Consider the following 19,582-nt stretch of genomic DNA (forward strand, 5'->3'; position numbering starts at 1 on the left):
CAGGGGCCCGGGTAAGTAGTCAGTGTGTCCCACGTCCTGAGTGGATCATGCCTCGAGCCGGTCGGTCAGCGGTACACCGCCCGGTCGACGATCTGTGTGATGAAGGCCCCGTCCTTCCAGGCGGCCGAGCCCTCTCCGTACCCGGCGATGACCCGGGTCGGGATCGTGTAACCGTCGAACGTCCCCTCGCCCTCGAACACGGCGGTGAAGGGGTGCCTCCGGTAGGGCCCTTTCCCGACCTTCGCCCAGCGGTCGAGTGTGGCCCGGTCGAGCTCGCCGGACGGGCGGACGGTCAGCGTCACCTCGTGGGACCACCCGTGCGCGGGGACGACGGCGACCGCGGTGCGGTCGTCCACGTCCCTCCACGTCACCGACGGGTCGAGCGCGGCGGCGGGCGCGAACACGATCTCGCAGGCCTGCCGACCGGCGGCGGCGCGCGTCAGGTCGGGTCCGGTCGCCGACACCAGCGGAAGGAAGCCCAGCAGCCGGTGTCTCATCTCCCCCTCGCCGTGGGTCAGCCGGTCGTAGCCGCTCACCTTGAGGCCGGCCACGCCGGTCCGCTCCGCCCAGATGTAGCCCTCCAGCGGGGCGAGCACCTGCGCGGCGGTGAACGGGCGCCAGCTTCCCAGTTTGATGCGGCCGTGCTGGGCCAGTTCGACACGAGTGCGCAGCGGGGTGCCCGGGGCGATGGCGTGCAGCAGCCATCGGCGGGCCGCCGCGGGCAGGCCCCGGACGAGGCCGGGGGTGAAGACGCCCTCCCCCTCGCCTCCGCCGGCCAGTTCCCTCCAGTGCCGCCGCAGCCGTTCGGGCAGGTGCTGGGGGATCTCCGTCTCCCGCGCCGCCGTCTCCGTCGTGCTCATGCTCCTCCCCCTTCTCCGGCGGACGGGGTGATGACCGCGCGGCCGACCAGTTCACCGCGTTCCATCAGCCGGTAGGCGGTCATCGCCTCTTCCAGCGGGAAGCGGGTGAGGGCGGGCTTGAGCAGGCCCTGCGCCGCCAGTTCGAGGACCTCGGCGAGCTCGGGCCGCGAACCCCAGTAGGTGCTCTGCACCGACGTCTCGTACGGCGGGGAGAAGAAGGAGAAGTCCAGCCGTCCTCCGCCGATCCCGACGAGGGTGAGGTCTCCGAGCATCCGGGGGATCGCCGCGGCGAGCGCCAGGGTGCCGTCGGAGCCGACGAAGTCCAGCACGACGTCGGCTCCGCGCCCGGAGGTCTGCTCGCGGATCCGCGCCGCGACCTCCGCGGTCGTCCCGTCGGGCCCGCCGCTGCGCAGCGCGAGGTGGGCTCCGCTCTCGAGCGCCAGGTCCAGCGCCTTGGGACGGGTGTCGACCGCGATGACGCGCGCGGCGGTCGTCGCCCTGAGGATCTGGACCGCCAGGTGCCCCAGCCCTCCGACGCCGATGACCACGGCGGTGCTGCCGGGCGGGAGCTTGGGCCAGGAGCGGCGGACCGCGTGGTACGGGGTGAGCCCGGCGTCGGTGAGGGCCGCGGCCGTCACCGGGTCCAGGCCCGGCGGCAGCGGCACCAGGAACCGGGCGTCCGGGACGAGCAGGAACTCCGCCATGCCGCCGTCGAGTCCGAGCCCTCCGCCGCCCGAGGGCACCGGCGCGGCGTCGGGGCGTTCGCAGTAGGTGTCGATGCCCAGCCGGCAGCGGCTGCAGAAACCGCAGCCCCACGGTCCGTGGACGGCGACGGGCATGCCGGGCTCCAGGCCGGTGACCCCCCGGCCTATCCGGTGCACCCAGCCCGCGTTCTCGTGCCCGAGGGTGAAGGGCGGCCCCCACGGCAGCGAGCCCTCGTCGAAGTCGCGCATGAGGTGCAGGTCGGAGTGGCAGGCGCCGGCCCCGGCGACCCTGACCACGACCTGGCCCGGCTCGGGATCCGGCTCGGGGACCTCCACCAGCACCGGGTCGCTCTTCCAGGCGGTCAGGCGCAGAGCGCGCATTGTCTTTCCTCCCGCTTTCGGGCGTCTCCGTCGGACTTCAGCCGACCAGAGCGCGGCACGCGGGGGCAGAGGCTCACGTCCCTTGATCGAAGGGACCTTCGCCTCCGGCGGGATGACCTCGGGAAAGGGACTTTCGCCCCTACCTGGAAGGGGGGCGTCGACTCCAGCCTGGTGCGGCCGACAAAATACGCCGGATCGCCGCGGGAAGATCCGGGCCGGGAAGTCAGGGGTGTACGTGCCGGGCAAGGAACGGTATCGGATCTGGACCACCGCGCCACGTCCCTATCGGATCGTGGACCGGTACGCCGAGCTTCCGGGAGAGATGACGCTCGTCCTCGCCCCCGACGGCCGCGACACCGGACGGGCCGCGACCGAGCCGCAGGAGGCCGGCGCGGCGGCGCCGGGCCGGTTCTGGGTGCTGCACACCGAGTCCGGCATGCGCATCCCCGCCGCCGACGTGAGCACCCGGCCGCTGCTGTCCGACGGGCAGGTGGGCGAGAGCTCCCTGGTGGAGCTCAGGGCGCTGCGGGTGCCGTGCGGCCCGAACGCCTGCCGGATCGGCGACCGGGTGGGGTTGGCCGGGCCGCGCGGCAACGGCTGGAACCTGGGCCGGGCGGCGGGCGGGGAGCTGCTGCTCCTCGGCTGGGATTCGGGGCTGAGCCTGCTGCGCCCGGTGGTGGAGCGGGCGCTGGCCGACTCGGCGCGCTACCGGAGCCTGCGGGTGTGGGCGGCGGGGGCGGTCTGGTCCGCCGCGCCCGAGGGCCCGCGCCGGCCCGTCCCGTCGGGGTCGATCACGCCGGTGGTCGACGGCTCGCACTCCTCGGGGGAGCTGGTCTTCGATCCGGAGTCGGCCGTGGCGCTGCTGGCCGGGCCGCTGCGGCTGGCGCTGGCCACCGCGCGGAGGCTGCGGGGGCAGGGGATGGAGGCCGCGCGGATCCAGGTGGCCGCGCACGAGCTCATCCAGTGCGGCAGCGGCCGGTGCGGGCGCTGCCTGCTGGAGACGCCCGAAGGACCCGTTCGCGTCTGCCGCGAGGGGCCGGTCCTGCGTTACGACCAGCTGGCGGCGATGTCCCTCTGAGCGCGGCTCGGGGCCGGGCCGCGCCGGTTCATCGCTCCCCGTCGCGCGGGGGGCGGTGGTCGCCGTCGTCCTCCTCCTGGAGGGCGAGCATCATGATCAGCAAAAAGCCCAGGACGCCGTAGAAGAAGACCGTCACGACGCCCCACTTGCGTGAGTCCGACTGCAGGCCCGTCCAGGGGGCCTCGCCGAAGAGGAAGATGAACAGGGCCAGCAGCGCGCCGATCAGGCAGGCCCACAGCGCCGTCCGCTGCCGGAGGCTCCAGACCCGGGGATCGCCGGCCGAGCGCACCCCCCGTACGCCCGACCACAGCAGCAGCAGCCCCGCCAGCAGCGCCGCGGACACCACCAGGGGGAAGACGACCAGCCCGGTGGCGGCGCTGCCGGTGTTCTGGGTCGGCGGAGGCGGCGGGTTCTCCGCCACCTGCTGCGGGATGATCACCAGACTGACCGCGCAGATCACCACGACGAACGCCCCGGCCGCCGTCACCAGGACGCTCAGCGCCCTCCGCAGCCAACTCACCGGACGGGGCGCCCCATACGCGCGAGCGGGGCTTCCCGCCCCGGCGAGAACCGGCCTCGCATGTCCCCTCCATCCAATAACGGAAAGTGAAATTCAGTATCTCCTACGTGACCGTAATGAGGGGTCGCCGGGGTGCCCTATCGCCGTCCAGCCCGACACGACGCCCTGCGACGCCCTCGGATACTGTTCGGCGCGGTCGTCCGCCGTCCTGTGACGGTCGTCTGACATGCCGGCCGGCGGGCCGGAACGGGGCCTCCCCGCACCGGACCTGACGCCTGGGTGCGAAGGAGGAGAACCGGGAATGGCGCGTGGCGGACAAGGGTGTCAACCGGACGCCAAATGATCAGGGGTGCTCTAAGCTTGCTGGCGCCACCCCCCGCTTGACCGCTCGGAGCTCGACCGATGATCTCTACCTCACCGAACAGGCGCCGCTTCCTCATGGGGATGAGCGGGCTCGCCGCCGGTGCGGTCGGGGTCGCGGCCTGGCCCGTCTCCCAGGCTCCCGGCACCTCCTCCGCGCCGAAGGACAGGGACGTCTCCTCCCCCGCTCCGGCACCGCGGCCGAACTTCATCATCGTGCTCGCCGACGACCTCGGCTACGGCGAGCTCGGCTGCTACGGGCAGCAGAAGATCCACACCCCGCGCATCGACCGGCTGGCCGCCGAGGGACTGCGCTTCACCCACGCCTACGCCGCCGCGCCGGTCTGCGCGCCCGCCCGCGCCTCGATGCTCACCGGGCTGCACAGCGGGCACTCCCCGGTGCGCAGGAACCCTCCCCAGGGCCAGGACCTTCCACTGCGGGGCGTGCCGAGCTTCGCCACGCTGCTGCGCGAGCACGGCTACCGCACCGGCCTGTTCGGCAAGTGGGGCTTCGGCCCCGACCAGCCCAGCCCCGAGCACCCCAACTCCTACGGGTTCGAGGAGTTCTTCGGCTACCTCACCCACCGCGCGGCGCACTACTACTACCCGCGCGCCCTGTGGCACAACGAGGAACTGGTCTCGGTGCCGGGCAACCAGGGCGAGAGCGGCATGCTCTTCGGACCCGACCTCATCATGCGGCGGGCGCTGGACTTCCTGCGCGAGCCGAGCCGCGAGCCGTTCCTGCTCACGCTGACCCTGCCTCTGCCGCACGCCCCCTCGGCCGCGCCCCGGCTCGGCGAGTACTCCGGCCTGGGCTGGGATCCCGAGGACGCCGCGCACGCCGCCCAGATCACCCTGCTCGACACGTACATGGGCACGCTCGTCGACGAGCTGCGCACCCAGGGGCTGGACGAGAACACCATCGTCATCTTCACCAGCGACAACGGCCCGCACCAGGAGCGCGGGGTCCATCCAGACTTCTTCCAGGGGGCCGGGCCGTTCCGCGGGCTCAAACGCAACCTCTACGAGGGCGGCATCAGGGTCCCGTTCATCGCCTGGGCGCCCGGCCTGTTCCGGCGCACCGCGGGGACGACGGTCGAGCATCCGACCGCGCACTACGACCTGCTCGCCACGCTCGCCGACTTCGCGGGCGCCCGGCCCCCGGCCTCGACCGACGGGCTGTCCCTGCGTCCCGTCTTCACCGGCGAGGGCACCGCGGCGGTGCACCCGTACCTGTACTGGCTGCGCCTGCACGTCGGCAGCACTCCGAGCCATCGCGCCGAGGAGGCGGGGCGGGGCAGGAACGTCTCCGCCGCCGTCCGGTTCGGCCGCTGGAAGCTCATCGGCTGGGGTCCGGCGCCCGACTACAGCCGGCCCGGCCCCGACTGGACGTACGAGCTCTACGACCTCTTCGACGACCCGTGGGAGAGCGAGGACGTCGCCTCCCGCAATCCCTCCGTCGTCGAACGCGGCATCGCCTACATGCGCGAGGCCTGGACCCCGCCGGGCCTCACCCCGCAGGCGCCCGCCACCGGCACCCCCGCTTAGCCGTCCCGGCTCCGGACGAGGGCGACGGCCTCGCCCGGGGAGAGATCCCGGTGCGGCCCGTGGCCGGGCAGCAGGAGCTCCGCGGGCAGCGGCTCGAGCAGGTCCAGCGGCCCGGGGGCGGGGAAGGCCTCGGCCCCGGGCACGCGGACGTCCTTCAGTGCTCCGGCCCGCACGATGTGCAGCGCCCAGGCCGGGAATCCCGGACGCCAGAGGATCGTCCAGTTGACCGCTTCGGTGCGCACGAAGTGCACGCCGTCGGCGACCTGGGTGAGGACAGGAGGTCTCATGCCTCCCTTCTACCGGTCAGACGGCCGCCTGGCCCAGCATCAGCCTCCTGAGGTGCGACGGCGCGATGAACGTGCAGTAGTGCTGGCCGCGGAAGCTCTCGGGGAGGGCGTTCCACGTCCACGGTACGGACAGCGACCGCGACGGCAGATGGATCCTGCCGCGCAGATCCTTGTAGGCCGCCGGGAACTCCCACAGCCAGTCCCAGCCGGTGAAGGCCGGGACGTCGCCGTCGATGACGACCTTCGATGCCGGGTAGACCAGGGAGGCCCGCTCCTCCGCCGTGAAGGAGGCGTCGACCTCCTGCAGCGTGGTCTGGTTGACCGTCCTGCATTCCTGCTCCGGGCCGGCCACCGCGTCGCCGTAGATCAGCTGCAGGTGATCGGACCTCTTGGATTTGCACCGGATCTGCTCGGGCAGGGTCCTGGCCTCGTCCTCGTAGGTCACGTAGGAACCGGTGACGAGTGGCTTCTCCGTGGGCTTGGACTTCTCGAAGGAGGTCCTGTCGGGATAGTCGATGTTGCTCAGCTCGCCTCCCGCGTTCTGGAAGGCGGCCTGGTCGAGCTCGGCGGTCTGCTGCTGCGCGCGCAGGCACAGGTCGCCGGCCGAAGGCGCCGCCGCGGACGCGGAGGAGACACCGGAGAGGACGGCGAGGCAGCCGCCCGTCATCCCCAGGGCGAGGAGTCCCCGCCCGATTCCGTCTCGCATGGACCAACTCCCCAAGTGAGGGAAACAATGTTTCGCTTGAGGATACAGATCCCTATGCTGGACGGAAGTGCGAAAAGAGGATGCGACATGAATCTGGAACATGACTACGAAAAAGCGGGATTCGGAGGAAGTCTGCCATTCGGACGGCGCCCCGCCGTCCTCGTGGTGGACATGGTGCGGGCCTATCTCGAGAAGGACTCGCCTCTGTACGCCGGCGTCGAGGACGCCGTGGCCGCCGGGGCCGCACTGGTGGCCGCCGCCCGCGAGCGGGAGGTGCCCGTCGTCTTCACCAAGGTCGAATACCTGCCCGGAGGCGCGGACGGCGGCCTCTTCTACCGCAAGGTCCCAGCGCTCGCCGCCTTCCAGCGCGGCGGCCCCTACGGCGAGTTCGTCCCGGAACTGACGCCGCGCGACGGCGACGTCGTGGTGGTCAAGCAGTACGCCAGCGCCTTCTTCGGCACCAGCCTGGCCGCCACCCTCACCGCGATGTCCGTCGACACCCTGCTGATCTGCGGCCTGTCGACCAGCGGCTGCGTCCGCGCCACCGGAGTGGACGCCCTGCAGCACGGCTTCATCCCCTATGTGGTCGCCGACGCCTGCGGCGACCGCGACCCGCGCCCGCACGAGGCCGCGCTGTTCGATCTCCGGCACAAGTACACCGAGGTGGTCTCCCTGGCCGAGGCCGCCGACCTGCTGGCCCGTCTCCCCCGCACGCCTTGACGAGTCGGCCTTCCGGACACCATGCTACTGCCAATAATGGAACAGTGTTTCTCTGTAGGAAACAACCTTGGAGGCTCGGGTGCAGCTTTCGATAGCGGGCGGGATCAGGGAGTTCGCGGTCAGCAGCCCCGGGGCGGTGGCCGTGATCGACGGCCCGCGCCGCCTCACCTTCGCCGAGGTGCATGACCGCTCCAGCAGGCTGGCCGACGGGCTGCGGGCCGCGGGGCTGAGCCCCGGCGCCCGGGTCGGCGTCCTGCTCGGCAACCGGCTGGAGTGGCCGGAGATCGCCGCCGGGCTGGCCAAGGCCGGCCTGGTGATGGTCCCGCTGGGCACCCGCTCCACCGCCGCCGAGAACGCCTACATCCTGGAGCACTCCGAGTGCGCCGCCCTGATCGCCGACCGGGCGCTGCTCGGCGCCGTCGAGACCCCGCCCCCGATCCTGGTGGAGGTGGACGGCGGCTACGAGGAGTTCCTCGCCGCCGCTTCCCCCGTGGACCCGCGCGTCCCGGTGCGGGAGACCGACCCGTTCACGATCGTCTACACCTCCGGCACCACCGGACGCCCCAAGGGCGTCCTGATCAGCCACCGCTCGCGCACGCTCACCTTCTACTGCGCGGCGCTGGAGTGGAACCTCGGCCCGGGACGCACCAGCGTCGCGGTCGCGCCGATGTACCACGGCGCGGGATTCGCCTTCGGCTACGCCCCGGTCTTCACCGGCGGCACCGTGGTGATGCTGCGCTCCTTCAGCCCCGAGGCGCTGCTGTCGCTGGTGGCCGAGACCCGAGCGCAGAGCGTCTTCCTGGTCCCCACCCACGCCCACCAGCTCCGCGCCTCGGGCCTGATGCACGACTACGACGTCTCCAGCCTCGACACCCTGTTCTTCAACGCCGCCGCACTGCCCGTCACGCTCAAGGAATGGGTCATGTCGGCCTTCCCCGGCGCGGGCGTGCACGAGCTGTACGGCTCGACCGAGGGCGGCATCGTCACCGACTGCCGGCCCGCGGACGCGCTGCGCAAGCCTGGCTCGGTCGGCCCGCCCTGGTTCCTCACCGAACTGAAGATCCTCGACGACGACGGCGCGGAGGTCCCTCGCGGCGAGCGCGGTGAGCTGTGCTCCCGCTCCCCCTTCCTCATGAACGGCTACCTGAAGAACCCGGAGGCCACCGCCGAGGCGCTCACCGAGGACGGCTTCTACCGCTCCGGCGACATCGCGGTGCAGGACGCCGACGGGGTCGTCACCATCGTCGACCGCAAGAAGGACATGATCATCTCCGGCGGGGTCAACGTGGCGCCCCGCGAGGTGGAGGAGGTGCTCTGCTCCTTCCCCGGCGTGGCCGAGGCCGCCGTCGTGGGCCTGGCCGACGAGCGTTGGGGCGAGCGGGTCACCGCCTTCGTCGTTCCCCTGCCCGGCCGCTCCCCCGATCCGGACGCCCTGGTGGAGCACTGCCGGTCCGTCCTGTCCGGCCCCAAGGTGCCGCGGCAGGTGGAGTTCCTGACCACCCTGCCGCGCAACGCGGCAGGCAAGATCCTCAAGCGTGAACTGCGGAAGGACTGAAACATATGCGGCCGCACGTCGAACTGATCCAGGAGAACGACTACGTCTGGCACGGCGCCGAACTGATCGGCGGCGAGGGCCGCGCCAGCGAGCGCCGACTCTCGGTGGACGAGGAGGACGGCTCCTGCTCGCTGCGGGTCGACTTCCACACCCGCTGGGGGCGCGGACCGGGCGTCCATCACGCCGACACCGAGTTCTACGTCCTCGAGGGCTCGATGACATATGCCGGCAAGGAGTACGGCAAGGGCGCCTACCTCTACGTCCCCAAGGGCGTCCCGGCCGAGGCCGTGGTGTTCTCCGAGGGCAGCAAGGTGCTGCACTACCGCGAGTACGGCGACGCCGGCTTCGACCCCGGAGCCTCCCGCTGGGCCGACGCCCGTGAAGAGGTCATCGTCATGGACACCGAGGCGATGAACTGGGACGCGGTGCCCAACGCCGGGCCGATGCCCGGCCTGTTCATCAAGTACCTGCACGTGGACCCGGTGACCGGCTTCTACACCCGGCTGGTGCACGCGCAGGAGGGCTGGACCGACCACCGGCTGGCCCACCACCCCTGCTACGAGGAGGCCTACACCACGCAGGGGCACATGGAGTACAACTTCGGCACCCTGGATCTGGGCACCTACTTCTTCCGCCCCGCCCGGGTCAAGCACGGCCACTTCACCACCCAGGAGGGCGGCGCGACCTGGCTGCTGCGCTCCGACGGCGAGCTGATGAACTGGTACACCCAGAACGAGTGGCTTCGCTGGGGCGGAGAGGCGGTCAACTACGGCCCTGGCGGCAGCCGGATGCGCTGGTCGATGTCCTCGCACGACCTCGGCCCCGCCGGACGCTCCGACCGCGACCACGAGGAACTGGCCGCGTCCGTGGCCTACCAGCACTCCCAGGGCGAGATGGACGCCCCGTTCGTCCCGCACGGCACGGGCGTCGACAAGAGCGTCATCGCGCTCGCCAAGGCGCTGGACGCCGCCGCCCTGCAGGGCGGCCACGGCGGTCACGGCCACTCCCACGACCATGACCACGGCCACTCTCACGAGCCCGAGGCGCCCGCCCTCGACTGGGGTGCCGACCCGGCGTCCCTGGAGCACGCCGACGAACGCACCGACCGGCTCAGCCACAACTGGGGCGCGGGACGGCAGTGGAAGCAGGGCGACCCGATCCCCGGACCGATCCTGTCCACCCTCCCGGTGCGCAGCCGCTCGACCGGCCGCTGGAGCGGCGAAGGCATGTGACGGCCCCCTGACGACGGGACGGGCCCGCTCCGGCGGGCCCCGAACGAGGAAGGCCCCGGTCCCTGCGGACCGGGGCCTTCCTCGTGTGCCGGTTCAGTCGGCCTGGCGGCGGCGCGGCACCAGGAACAGCGCGGCCACACCGGTGAGCACCAGGGCCGAGGCCGCCAGCGCGAAGGTGGGGATGCCGTCCGGGCTGCCGGTCTGCGGCAGGCTGTCGTTGCCGTCGTTCGTGTTCGTGGAGCCGTTGTTCGTGTCGTTGTTGTTCGACCCGTTGTTCGTGTCGTTGTTGGAGCCGTTGTTCGACGAGGATCCGCCGAACGTCAGGGGTGTCGTGGCGATGACGTTCCCGGGGTTGGTGAGGCTGGTGACGCCGATGATGCAGGCGCCGGCCTTGGAGGTGCAGTCGACCCCGTTGATGGTCTTCACCAGCTTGATCGCGGTGCCCTTCGAGGACTTCCACTTGCCGCTGCCGTCGGCGGCGCCCTGCAGCGCGCTGCCCAGCTCGCAGTCGGTGGGGCCGCCCACCTTGGCCTTGCACTGGGCGACGTACACCTGGGACAGGTTGGCCTTCAGGCCGGTGAGCGAGACGACGTTGATCGTCTCCCCCACCGCGAGGCCGCTGGACTTGCTCAGCGTGAGCTTGGCCGCCGCGGCCGAGGCCGCGGACGGCGCGCAGACGAGCGCCGCCGCCGCGCCCAGCGCGGCGACCTTACTGAACTTCATGTGATCCTCCTGAGGGACTGTCGCCTGGCGGCGAAGAAGGTGACGAGGACGAGCAGCCCCGCTGTGGCGAACCACAGGGGGGCCGAGGGGCCGCCCACGCCATCGGGGTCGGAGTCCGCCGCGGCCGGGGCCGCGGACTCGGTGGGCACGGCTTCGAAGGCAGCGCCCTCGAAGCCGAGCCTGGTGGTCACGACGTTGGCCTTCTGGATGGAGTCGGGCACCGCTCCGGGAAGCGGTCCCGCGCCCACCACGCACTGCTGGATGAGGCAGTCGTACTCCAGGAACTTCGTGGAGACGGTCAGCGTGAGCTCAGGGATCTTCCCCTTGTCGTCGGCGTTGACGAAGGCCGCGCCGCCCTCCAGGTCGCAGTGCTTCAGGCCGTTGGTGTAGCCCTCGATGCACAGGCCGACCGCGATCTGCTTCAGGCCCGGCTTGAAGCCGGCCCCGTTGACCGTGATCTTGTCTCCTTCGACGATGCCCTCGGTCTTGCTGATCTCGAGCGCGGGGCCCTTGTCCGCCGGCGCGGCGAGGGCGAGGGCGGGTGCGGGGGTCAGCGCCAGCGCGGCGGCGAGCGCCGGGAGCGCGGTTCTTCTCATGGGCGTCCTCGGTCCAGGCTCGCGGTCAGTTCTTCTTCGGTGGAATGGGGCAGCTCGTCCGCCGGCCGACCGCGCCGCAGCAGGTGGGCGTGGGCGTCCAGGGCGACGGTCAGCGGCACCGGGGGGTCCGCGAGCACGACCACCGCGCCGCCCCTGGCCAGCCCGTCGAAGACGGGTGCCAGGTCCGGGTCGCAGCCGCGGGCGTCGGCCAGCAGGATCCGCGGCCGGATCAGCAGCGCCTCGGCCAGGCCGAGCAGCAGCATGCCGGTCTCGTCGAGTTCACAGACCGGGTCCGTGCGCCGGGCCTCCAGCGCGGGGAAGACCTCCAGCACCGCCCTGGTCCGCCATGGCTCGGTCACGGTCAGGTCTGCCAGGCGTTCGGCGACCGTCCTGCGGTCGGCTCCGGGCACGGCGGGCACCCGGTGGCACACCCGCAGCTCGGCTCTGCGCGCGGCGCCGGCCCGGGTGAGGTCGACGCCGCGGGACAGGAACCTGCCGCCGTCGGCCTTGACCTCGCCCGACAGCAGCCCGAGGAGGGTGACGGCTCCGCGACCGTAGAAGGCCAGCCTCTCCCCCGCCTCGGCACGCAGGTCGAGCCGGTCGATCGCGCGTCCGGGGTCGCTCAGCCGCCACAGGGCCAGCGCCGGCCCCGAGGTCTTCGCGGCCGGCGTGAGGTACACCGACCACACGATGAGCAGCGCCGACGGGATCGTGCTCAGGGCGAGGACGCTTCCCGAACCCGCGAACATCCGCAGCAGCGGTTCCGCGCCGTAGGCCGCCAGGCCGCCCAGCAGCGCGGCGGTCGCGGTCAGCGCGGCGCCCCTGCCCTCGGCGAGCCGGTCGAGCCGGGAGAGCGCGGCCATGGACGCGCCGAGCGTCACGCCCGCACCGACGGCGACCCCCGCCGCCCACGGCGCGGTGGCCACCAGCAGCATGCCTCCGGCCGCCACCGCCAGCAGCGTCGGGACCTCGTCCACCAGCCGCCCGAGCAGGAAGGCCAGCGCGCATCCCGCGGCCACCGCGCCGAGCAGGAAGTACATCCGATCGGCGCCGAACAGCTCGAACCGGAACAGCCACAGCCGGTTGGCGGGCAGCACCACCGCGCCCAGCGACCAGCCGACCGCCGCGTAGGCGGGCAGCATCCAGCGCACCTCGCGGAAGGCCCGGCGGGAGTCGGGGACCGGCCCGGAGAGCACTCCGGCGAACACGGCGAAGACACCCGCCACGGCCAGGCCCAGCCGCGGCTGGTCCTGCCACACGGCAGCGACCAGCACCGCGCCGACCGCCCCGGCGATACCGGCGTACCCCATGCCCCGGCCACCGCCGCCGCGGGTCAGCGCGAGCAGGGTCGGCACGCACAGGCCTGCCACCATGGCCAGGGTCGCGAACACCGGGACGACCGGGAACGCGGCCATCACCAGCAGGCTCGCTCCGGGCAGCACGCACAGCGCCCGGCGGATCACGGGGTGGCCCTCTCCGCGCAGCACCCACGGCGACACGCCGACGCCGACCAGCATGCCCGTGGCGACCATGTAGCCGACCACGTCGCCGGGGAACCCGAGCAGGGTCCCCAGTCCCTCTCGCAGCAGGACCAGCGAGCCCAGCGCGAGCGGCGCCACCGCCGCGGAACCGACGATGTGAACGCGTTCACCGTGACGCATCGGGCCCTCCATCGGACAGGAAGCGGTCGAGGGCCTGGGAGTCCAGGAGGGGCGGCCCGTTCAGGTAGGCCACCAGGGAGGGCCGGTCGATCACGAGGGTCTCGCCGTCCTCACGCCGGGCGTTGCTCTCCAGGTAGGTGAGCAGCGCGGTCTGGTCGAGGGAACGCGGGGCCGCTTTCGGCGCGGCCGGGAGGGTGACGTCGGCGGCCCCGCGAGATCGGTTGCGCCTGCGGCGCAGGGCCGCGCGCACTCCGGCGAGCACGGCCAGGAGGGCGACCAGGTTGACGGCGAACAGCAGGTACGGGTACGTGGTGAACTTGACCTCGAACTCCGTCTGGCCCGCGAACCTGCCGCCGACCACGAACGTCCCGTAGGAGGCGGGCGGCAGTTCCACCGGGACCCGGTAGACGGCCGTAGCGCCGGGTTCGATGGTGCCGGTGGGCGGCGCGGTCAGCGGGGAGTCGGCCGTCGCGTCCGCTCCCCAGCCGACGACCAGCGGGGCGTCCGTCACCGGGTCGGGCCCGTTGTTGCGGACGGTGAGCACCAGCGTCCGCTTGGTGCGCCAGCCGAACAGCTCGCTGACGCCGCCGCTGCCGCGCAGCTCGGCGTCGACCACGTCGATCCGGGCGGGGTTCTCCTGCTTGACGACGTCGGCGGTCTTGTGGCCGAGCACGGTGAACGGGATGTCCACCGTCATCTTCTCCGTGCCCGAGGGCGTCACCATGTGGAGGACGCAGGGGCACGGCACGGGCGGTGCGCTGACGGTGAGCCCGGCGGTGACCACCCCGTCGGGGCCGACCGGCGCGGTCACCGTGTTGAGCTGGTCGCAGTCGACCGATCCGTTGACGGCGTTGCGGCCGCAGACCGAGATCTGCACCGAGACGCCGACGGGCCAGCCGGCTCCCCGGACCTGGACGACGGTTCCGGGCGCGCCTTCGGCGGGTGCCGCGCTCGCGCCCGGGTCCGCCGAGGCCGGCACGGGCCACAGGAACAGGGACACCAGCACGAGGGCGGCGAGAACGCGTGGACGACGCGTGCCGGTCATGCGTTTCTCCGAGCGATGAGATGCCGACGCAGCCGCAGTAGCAGGGCGACCGCGAGGACGAGGGCGAGTACGGAAACGAGCGTCTGCCAGGGCAGGGAGACGTAGCTGGTACGGGCTACCGACTGCAGGCCGACCTGGGTCTTCAGTTCGACGGTGACCTTCACCGCGTCGGCGGGCGGGGCGCCGGGCCACTTCAGTTCGACCTCCACGTCCTCTCCCGGCAGCAGTTCGGGCATCGCCCGTTCCGGGAAGTCGCGCAGGACCCGGCCGAAGAGGCCGGTGGCGCGGATCTGGGCGGTGGGGGTGAGCCTGACGTTGCCGACGTTGACGATCCGGTACCGGATCACGGTGCCGACGGGGCTGCCCCAGGGCAGTTCGGGCTCGGTGTTCCGCACCCGCAGGTCCTCGACCCTGGCGCCGGGCACCAGGGAGCCTTCGAGCCGCAGGTAGATCCGCGCGCCGACGGCGCGGCGCAGGCCGAGGACGGCGCCGCCGGTCTGCTTGACCGCCTCGACCTCCTTGTTGGCGACGACGACGCCGCCGATGTGGTCGCCGGGGGTGGCGTTCGGCGGGATGCTCACGATGAAGGGGACGTCGACGGCGCGGCCCGCGGGCACGGAGACCTCACGGCTGCCGACCTTGGTCCACCGGCCGATCCCCTTCTGCGGCTCCTCCTCACCGCGCAGGGCGAAGGCCCCGTCCCGCGCGGTGTTGTAGCCGTCCGCGCCGTAGACCTCGAACTTCATCTTCTTGCCGGTGAGGTTCCAGATCCGGACCGTGTCGTTGATGACGTCGCCGGCGCGTCCTTCGAGGGTGAAGCGCAGCCGCGGGGTGAGCGTCTTGCTGGTGGTGGCGGGGGCCACGGCCCAGGATCCGTTTCCGGTCGTCCCCGGCGCGGGCTTCTCCTCCTTCACGTCCCTGCCGGCAGGCGGGGAGGTGCCGTCCGCGCGGGCCGGGGAGAGGGGTGCCAGCGCGCTCAGCAGCACGACGAGGGTGGTGATCACTCGGATCATGTGGTCACCTCCTTCGAGGGGAGTGCCCCGCCGGGCGGGCGCGTTCGCCCGGCGGGGAGCAGGGGGGGTCAGTGACGGTGTTCGGGACCGGTGGTTCAGGACAGGGTGAGGGTCAGGACCGCGTCGTACTCTCCGGAGGCGGTGGCCGGCGGGACGTTGAGGGACAGGGACGCGCCGGCGTCGTAGGTGCCGCCGACCGGTCCCGAGGTGCTGTCGGCGGTCGAGCACAGCAGCGCGCCCGTCTCGCCGAGCGGCCCGGGGGTGCCGGTGACCACGGGGGTCGCTCCGGCTCTGGCGGTGCACTGCGGGGTCCAGCTGAGGTTGTTCGCGGCGATGGACGCTCCGGCCGGTCCCTTGAAGTCGCCGAGGGTGCCGATGAGCGACCAGCCGACGGACGAGCCTCTCGCGTCGCTGACGGTCACCCGCTTGAGCGTCCCGGTGGTGGTCCGGGCGCCGCCGTTCAGGGTGACGGGGTCGAGGACGACCTCGCCGGGCTCCTGGGCGAGTGTGAGGGGGCCGCCGGTGACGGTCACCGAGATGTCCTGCTGCCCGCACTGGTCGGGTTCCTTGTCGGCGCAGGGGTCGGGTTCGGTCCCGGGGGCCTCCACCTTGATCGCCACCAGTTTGACCGTGTCGCCCTGGCTCGCCTTGAGCTTGTAGGTGCCGGTCGCGGTGCCGTCCTTGATCTTCGCGCTTCCGGTGAGCCTCCCTCCGGCCACGGAGGTGGAGAAGTCGGTGATCCTGTCGGTCCCGCAGTCGGTGCCGTCCGCGTCGCACAGCGAGAGCTTCACCGCTCCGTTCCCCCAGCCGGAACCGGAGATCTCGATCGCGGCGCCGGGGGCGACGGTGGCGGGGTCGGCGAGCAGGGTGACCGGGGAGCTCTCCCCGCGCACCTTCAGGGACAGCAGTTCGGGCGTCTTCCCCTTGGGCGTGCAGGTGATCTGCACCGAGATGCCGAACGAGGTCCCCGTGATGGTGAGGGGACCCGGGGAGAGGCCGAGGGTGCCTCCGGCCGTCAGCGGGACCCGTGCGGTGAGCTCGCCGATCGGCAGAGGCTTCTTCTCCTTCACGGGGCCCTTCCGCTCGGGCCCCGTGAGGTCGTAGGTTCCCGTTTGTGCGCCTGACACGACGAGCTTCGCCGTCGTCTTCCAGGAGTCGACCGTGAGCGGCGCGACCCCGGGAAGGTCGGAGAAGTCCGCCTCGATCCGAGCGGTGTCCCCGACCCCGCCGGGCGAGGGGGGACCGCTCATGCGAATCTTGGCGGTGTAGGTGAAGCGGCTGGCGAAGATCTGGCACTCGTAGGTCACGGTGCCCGATCCCGCCCATGCCGGCTCACCCACGACCGTCGTGGCGGCCACGGCGGTGGCTCCGGCCACGAGGCCCCTGAGGGCGGCCTGTCTCTTCATCACGGGATGAACTCCGTCTTGTTCCGCTAGAGGAAACGCAGTTTCGCAACTTGGCTTAGAGAACCGCCCCGGGCGGACCACTGTCAAGGGCACCGGGGGACGCGAAACCCAAACGTTTCATTTACGGGCCATGTGTTTCCCATCCGCACGAAACTCGGGATACCGTCCCTGGGCATGCGCACCGTGGTACGTCTGGTCGCGGAACTCCTCATCACCGCAGGCCTCGTCATCGCCCTCTTCGTCGCCCATCTGACATGGGGCACCGACGACTACGCCCGGCGTGCCCAAGCGGGCCTCAACGACGAGCTCGACGAGCTCTGGCGCAAGCAGACGACGGTCTCGGCCGCGGTCCGGCCGGGCAGGCCCAAAGTGGTCCCCCAGACCGTCGTCGCCGCCGAGCGGGGCAAGGCGTTCGCGGTCATCCGCATCCCCCGCTTCGGTTCCGGCTGGCGGTACGCCACCGTCGAAGGGGTGAGCAACGTCGACCTCGCCAAGGGTCCCGGCCACTATCCGGGCACCGCGATGCCCGGCGAGGTGGGAAACACCGTCTTCAGCGGACACCGCACCACCTATGGCGGCCCGTTCAACCGGCTGGACGAACTGGTGGCCGGGGACCAGATCCTCGTCGACACCGCCACGGCCACGCACGTGTACCAGATGGCCGGCAGCAAGGTCGTGCTGCCCACGGACGTCTCGGTCATCGCCCCGGTGCCCGGCAAGCCCGGCGCGAAGGCGAAGAAGGCGCGACTGACGCTCACCACCTGCCACCCGAAGTTCTCCGCGGCCTACCGGCTCATCGTCTTCGCCGAACTGGTGCGCAGCGAGCCGCGCGCGACGGCCTGACCCCCGCCCGGGGCTCCCTCACCATCAGGCAGGACGCGGATCACGCCCGCCGCACTTCCGTCTATCGTTCCCCACAGGGTAACGTCGTTTCCCTAAACCGAGACGGGCCCGCGCGAGAAAGGCATGATCTGACCTTGCTCTGGAAAGACCTGACCGGGGCGACGATCCTCGACCTCGCCCAGCCCATGCGGACCGGCATGCCGCAGTCACCGAACCATCCGCCGTTCCGCATGCTGCTGGAACGCCGCCACGGCGACATGGTCCGGGCCGACGGAGGCTCCGCCGCCAACGAGATCATCATCACCGGAGGCCACGTCGGTACCCATGTCGACGCCCTCGCGCACGTCTCCCACGAGGGGCTGCTGCACGGAGGCGGGCCCGCGGTCTCCGACCACCGCGGCTTCGCCGAGATGGGCATCGACGACTTCCCGCCTTACGTCGGGCGGGGCGTGCTCCTGGACGTCGCCAAGGTCCACGGCGTGCCGGTGCTCCCCGCCGGATACGAGGTGACCGTCGAAGACCTGGAGAAGGCCGCCGACGGGCTGGACATCCGTCCCGGCGACGTGGTGCTCATCGGCACCGGCTGGTCGCGGCACTGGGAGGACGGCGAGCGGTTCATCGGCGCCGAGGACGGCGTGCCGGGCCCCGGCGCGGCCGCGGGCAAGTGGCTGGCCGGGCTGGGCGTGCGCGCCGCGGGCGGCGAGACCATCGCCTTCGAGCACCTGGCGCCCGGCAAGGGCCACGCGCTGCTGCCGGTCCACCGCATCCTGCTGGTCGAGGCCGGCATCAACATCATCGAGACCATGCGGCTGCTGCCGCTGCTGGAGTCCGGCGCGCGGGAGTTCCTGCTGGTGCTCAACCCCTTGCCGATCGTCGGTGCCACCGGCGCACCCGTCCGCCCGCTCGCCGTCCTCCCGGCGGTGGCCGGTGAGTGAGCCCACCCAGGTGCAGACGCTGGCGGAGTTCGCCGTCCGCTGCCGGGACGAGGGAATCTCCGCCGAGGTCGCCCGGGACGTCTCCGAGCGCATCCTGGACGTCGTCGGCAACTGCCTGGCCGGACGCGCCGAGGAGACCTCCGACACCGACCCCGGCAACGCCGTGCTGTCCACCGTGCGCGGCTGGGGCGAAGGCGGCACGGCCGAGGTGCTGGGCACCGGGCTGACCCTGCCCTCCCCCAACGCCGCCCTGGTCAACGGCACCTACGCGCACGCGCTGGACTTCGACGACACCCACCTCCCGTCGGTGCTGCACCCCAGCGCCTCGGTGGTCCCGGCGGCCCTGGCCGTCGCGCAGGAACGCGGCTCCTCCGGCGCCCACCTGCTGGCCGCCGTCGCCGCGGGCATCGAGATCTGCAACCGGCTGGGCATGGCCTCCTACGACCGGGAACTGCGCAACTCGGTCTTCTTCGAGAAGGGCCAGCACGCCACCTCCATCTGCGGCACGCTCGGCGCCGCCGCGGCGGCCGCGCTGCTGTACGGGCTGGACGCCCAGGGCGTCGCCTCGGCCGTCGGCATCGCCGCCAGCATGGGCTCGGGCGTCCTGGAGGCCAACCGCACCGGCGGCACCGTCAAGCGCATCCACTGCGGCTGGGCGGCGCACGGAGGCGTGGCCGCCGCGGGGTTCGCCGCCGCGGGGGTGACCGGCCCGCCGACCGTGCTGGAGGGCCGGTTCGGTTTCTTCCAGGCCTGGCTGGACGGCACGTACGACTCCTCCGCGCTGCTCGAAGGGCTGGGCGAACGCTGGGAGACCGTCCGGACGGTCTACAAGCCCTACCCGACCAACCACTTCACCCACCCGGCCATCGACTGCGCGCTGGCACTGCGCGAACGCGGGCTCGACCCCGCCGACATCACGGCCATCGAGGCGGGCTTCCCCGCGCCGACGTTGCGCACCGTCGGCGAGCCCCCGGAGGAGAAGGCCAGGCCCCGTTCGGCCTACCACGCCAAGTTCTCCGGCCCGTTCACCATCGCCACGGCGCTGCTGGGCGGCGGGGGCCTCGGCGTCTACCTGGACGACTTCGCCGACGGCGCGCACGAGGACCCCGAACGGCTCGCGCTGGCCGCCAAGGTGACCTGCGTCGCCGACGAGAAGGCAAGTGACATCTTCCCCAACGCGTTCGCCGCGGTGCTGCGGGTGACCACCCGCGGCGGCTCCGTCCTGGAGCACCGCGTGGACTCCTCACGCGGCGGCCCCGGGCACCCGCTGTCCGCCGCCGACCTGCGGACCAAGTTCCTGCTCAACGCCGCCCGCGCCGTCCCGGGGGACCGGGCCGAGGCCCTGGCCCGGGCCGTCACGGCCCTCGCGGACAGCCCGCGGGTGGGGCCCCTCACGACGGGAGAATGAC

Annotated in this window: 19 protein-coding genes; 8 read left to right on the plus strand and 11 right to left on the minus strand. The window is 72.2% G+C overall.

What is annotated here, in order from left to right:
- Positions 1–65: 65 nt before the first annotated feature.
- Both ABGB12_RS13585 and ABGB12_RS13590 read right to left on the minus strand, forming a co-directional pair.
- Complete coding sequence (locus tag ABGB12_RS13585; protein WP_347677578.1) at positions 66–860, minus strand: DUF6544 family protein; 795 nt, start codon at positions 858–860, stop codon at positions 66–68.
- Positions 857–1,945: an NAD(P)-dependent alcohol dehydrogenase gene (locus ABGB12_RS13590; protein WP_347677580.1), complete on the minus strand. Its 1,089-nt coding sequence runs from the start codon at positions 1,943–1,945 to the stop codon at positions 857–859. Before ABGB12_RS13590 ends, ABGB12_RS13585 begins: the two co-directional genes overlap by 4 nt.
- Positions 1,946–2,180: 235 nt before the next feature.
- On the opposite strand from ABGB12_RS13590, the gene ABGB12_RS13595 reads away from it, so the two are divergent.
- Positions 2,181–3,023: a hypothetical protein gene (locus tag ABGB12_RS13595; RefSeq protein WP_347677582.1), complete on the plus strand. Its 843-nt coding sequence runs from the start codon at positions 2,181–2,183 to the stop codon at positions 3,021–3,023.
- A 28-nt stretch (positions 3,024–3,051) separates the two neighbouring features.
- On the opposite strand, the gene ABGB12_RS13600 is transcribed toward ABGB12_RS13595, so the two are convergent.
- Positions 3,052–3,543: a hypothetical protein gene (locus tag ABGB12_RS13600; RefSeq protein ID WP_347677584.1), complete on the minus strand. Its 492-nt coding sequence runs from the start codon at positions 3,541–3,543 to the stop codon at positions 3,052–3,054.
- Positions 3,544–3,945: 402 nt separating this feature from the next.
- Here ABGB12_RS13600 and ABGB12_RS13605 point away from each other — a divergent pair, with 402 nt between their 5' ends.
- Positions 3,946–5,451, plus strand: a complete 1,506-nt coding sequence (locus tag ABGB12_RS13605; RefSeq protein ID WP_347677586.1) for an arylsulfatase — start codon at positions 3,946–3,948, stop codon at positions 5,449–5,451.
- Here ABGB12_RS13605 and ABGB12_RS13610 read toward each other — a convergent pair.
- Together ABGB12_RS13610 and ABGB12_RS13615 are read right to left on the minus strand one after the other, a co-directional pair.
- Complete coding sequence (locus tag ABGB12_RS13610) at positions 5,448–5,738, minus strand: hypothetical protein (RefSeq protein WP_347677588.1); 291 nt, start codon at positions 5,736–5,738, stop codon at positions 5,448–5,450. The two genes, ABGB12_RS13605 and ABGB12_RS13610, sit on opposite strands and share 4 nt — an antisense overlap.
- Positions 5,739–5,754: 16 nt before the next feature.
- Positions 5,755–6,444 carry a hypothetical protein gene (locus ABGB12_RS13615; RefSeq protein WP_347677590.1) on the minus strand — a complete coding sequence of 230 codons (690 nt, stop codon included), beginning with the start codon at positions 6,442–6,444 and terminating at the stop codon, positions 5,755–5,757.
- An 87-nt stretch (positions 6,445–6,531) separates the two neighbouring features.
- Between ABGB12_RS13615 and ABGB12_RS13620 the strand changes: the two genes are divergently transcribed.
- From ABGB12_RS13620 to ABGB12_RS13630, 3 genes are all read left to right on the plus strand, one after another.
- The gene (locus ABGB12_RS13620) at positions 6,532–7,164 is read left to right on the plus strand and encodes an isochorismatase family protein (RefSeq protein ID WP_347677592.1); all 633 of its coding nucleotides are present in this window, start codon (positions 6,532–6,534) and stop codon (positions 7,162–7,164) included.
- Between the two features lie 79 nt (positions 7,165–7,243).
- Positions 7,244–8,719: an AMP-binding protein gene (locus tag ABGB12_RS13625; RefSeq protein ID WP_347677594.1), complete on the plus strand. Its 1,476-nt coding sequence runs from the start codon at positions 7,244–7,246 to the stop codon at positions 8,717–8,719.
- 5 nt (positions 8,720–8,724) lie between these two features.
- The gene (locus ABGB12_RS13630) at positions 8,725–9,951 is read left to right on the plus strand and encodes a DUF4437 domain-containing protein (RefSeq protein ID WP_347677596.1); all 1,227 of its coding nucleotides are present in this window, start codon (positions 8,725–8,727) and stop codon (positions 9,949–9,951) included.
- Between the two features lie 93 nt (positions 9,952–10,044).
- Here the strand turns inward: ABGB12_RS13630 and ABGB12_RS13635 are convergent, their stop codons facing one another.
- The 6 genes from ABGB12_RS13635 to ABGB12_RS13660 all read right to left on the minus strand — a co-directional run bounded on the left by ABGB12_RS13635 (position 10,045) and on the right by ABGB12_RS13660 (position 16,395).
- Positions 10,045–10,674, minus strand: coding sequence for a neocarzinostatin apoprotein domain-containing protein (locus ABGB12_RS13635; RefSeq protein WP_347677598.1), 630 nt, complete (start codon positions 10,672–10,674; stop codon positions 10,045–10,047).
- Entirely contained in the window at positions 10,671–11,270 is a 600-nt protein-coding gene (locus ABGB12_RS13640; RefSeq protein WP_347677600.1) for a neocarzinostatin apoprotein domain-containing protein, read from the minus strand. The genes ABGB12_RS13635 and ABGB12_RS13640 overlap by 4 nt, the downstream gene beginning before the upstream one ends.
- The gene (locus ABGB12_RS13645) at positions 11,267–12,931 is read right to left on the minus strand and encodes a hypothetical protein (RefSeq protein WP_347677602.1); all 1,665 of its coding nucleotides are present in this window, start codon (positions 12,929–12,931) and stop codon (positions 11,267–11,269) included. The genes ABGB12_RS13640 and ABGB12_RS13645 overlap by 4 nt, the downstream gene beginning before the upstream one ends.
- On the minus strand, positions 12,918–13,976 hold the full coding sequence (locus tag ABGB12_RS13650; RefSeq protein WP_347677604.1) for a hypothetical protein: 1,059 nt from the start codon (positions 13,974–13,976) through the stop codon (positions 12,918–12,920). Before ABGB12_RS13650 ends, ABGB12_RS13645 begins: the two co-directional genes overlap by 14 nt.
- Positions 13,973–14,989 carry a hypothetical protein gene (locus ABGB12_RS13655; protein WP_347677606.1) on the minus strand — a complete coding sequence of 339 codons (1,017 nt, stop codon included), beginning with the start codon at positions 14,987–14,989 and terminating at the stop codon, positions 13,973–13,975. Before ABGB12_RS13655 ends, ABGB12_RS13650 begins: the two co-directional genes overlap by 4 nt.
- A gap of 95 nt (positions 14,990–15,084) precedes the next feature.
- Positions 15,085–16,395 (minus strand): hypothetical protein, encoded by a 1,311-nt coding sequence (locus ABGB12_RS13660; RefSeq protein ID WP_347677608.1) that lies wholly within the window; start codon positions 16,393–16,395, stop codon positions 15,085–15,087.
- A gap of 174 nt (positions 16,396–16,569) precedes the next feature.
- Here ABGB12_RS13660 and ABGB12_RS13665 point away from each other — a divergent pair, with 174 nt between their 5' ends.
- From ABGB12_RS13665 to ABGB12_RS13675, 3 genes are all read left to right on the plus strand, one after another.
- Complete coding sequence (locus ABGB12_RS13665; RefSeq protein WP_347677610.1) at positions 16,570–17,238, plus strand: class E sortase; 669 nt, start codon at positions 16,570–16,572, stop codon at positions 17,236–17,238.
- 134 nt (positions 17,239–17,372) lie between these two features.
- Complete coding sequence (locus tag ABGB12_RS13670) at positions 17,373–18,173, plus strand: cyclase family protein (protein ID WP_347677612.1); 801 nt, start codon at positions 17,373–17,375, stop codon at positions 18,171–18,173.
- A complete protein-coding gene (locus ABGB12_RS13675; protein ID WP_347677614.1) occupies positions 18,166–19,581 on the plus strand; it encodes an MmgE/PrpD family protein in 1,416 nt (471 codons plus the stop codon). Before ABGB12_RS13670 ends, ABGB12_RS13675 begins: the two co-directional genes overlap by 8 nt.
- Position 19,582 lies beyond the last annotated feature (1 nt).

Source organism: Actinocorallia sp. B10E7, assembly GCF_039871655.1.
In the GTDB taxonomy this organism is placed as follows: Bacteria; Actinomycetota; Actinomycetes; order Streptosporangiales; family Streptosporangiaceae; genus Actinocorallia.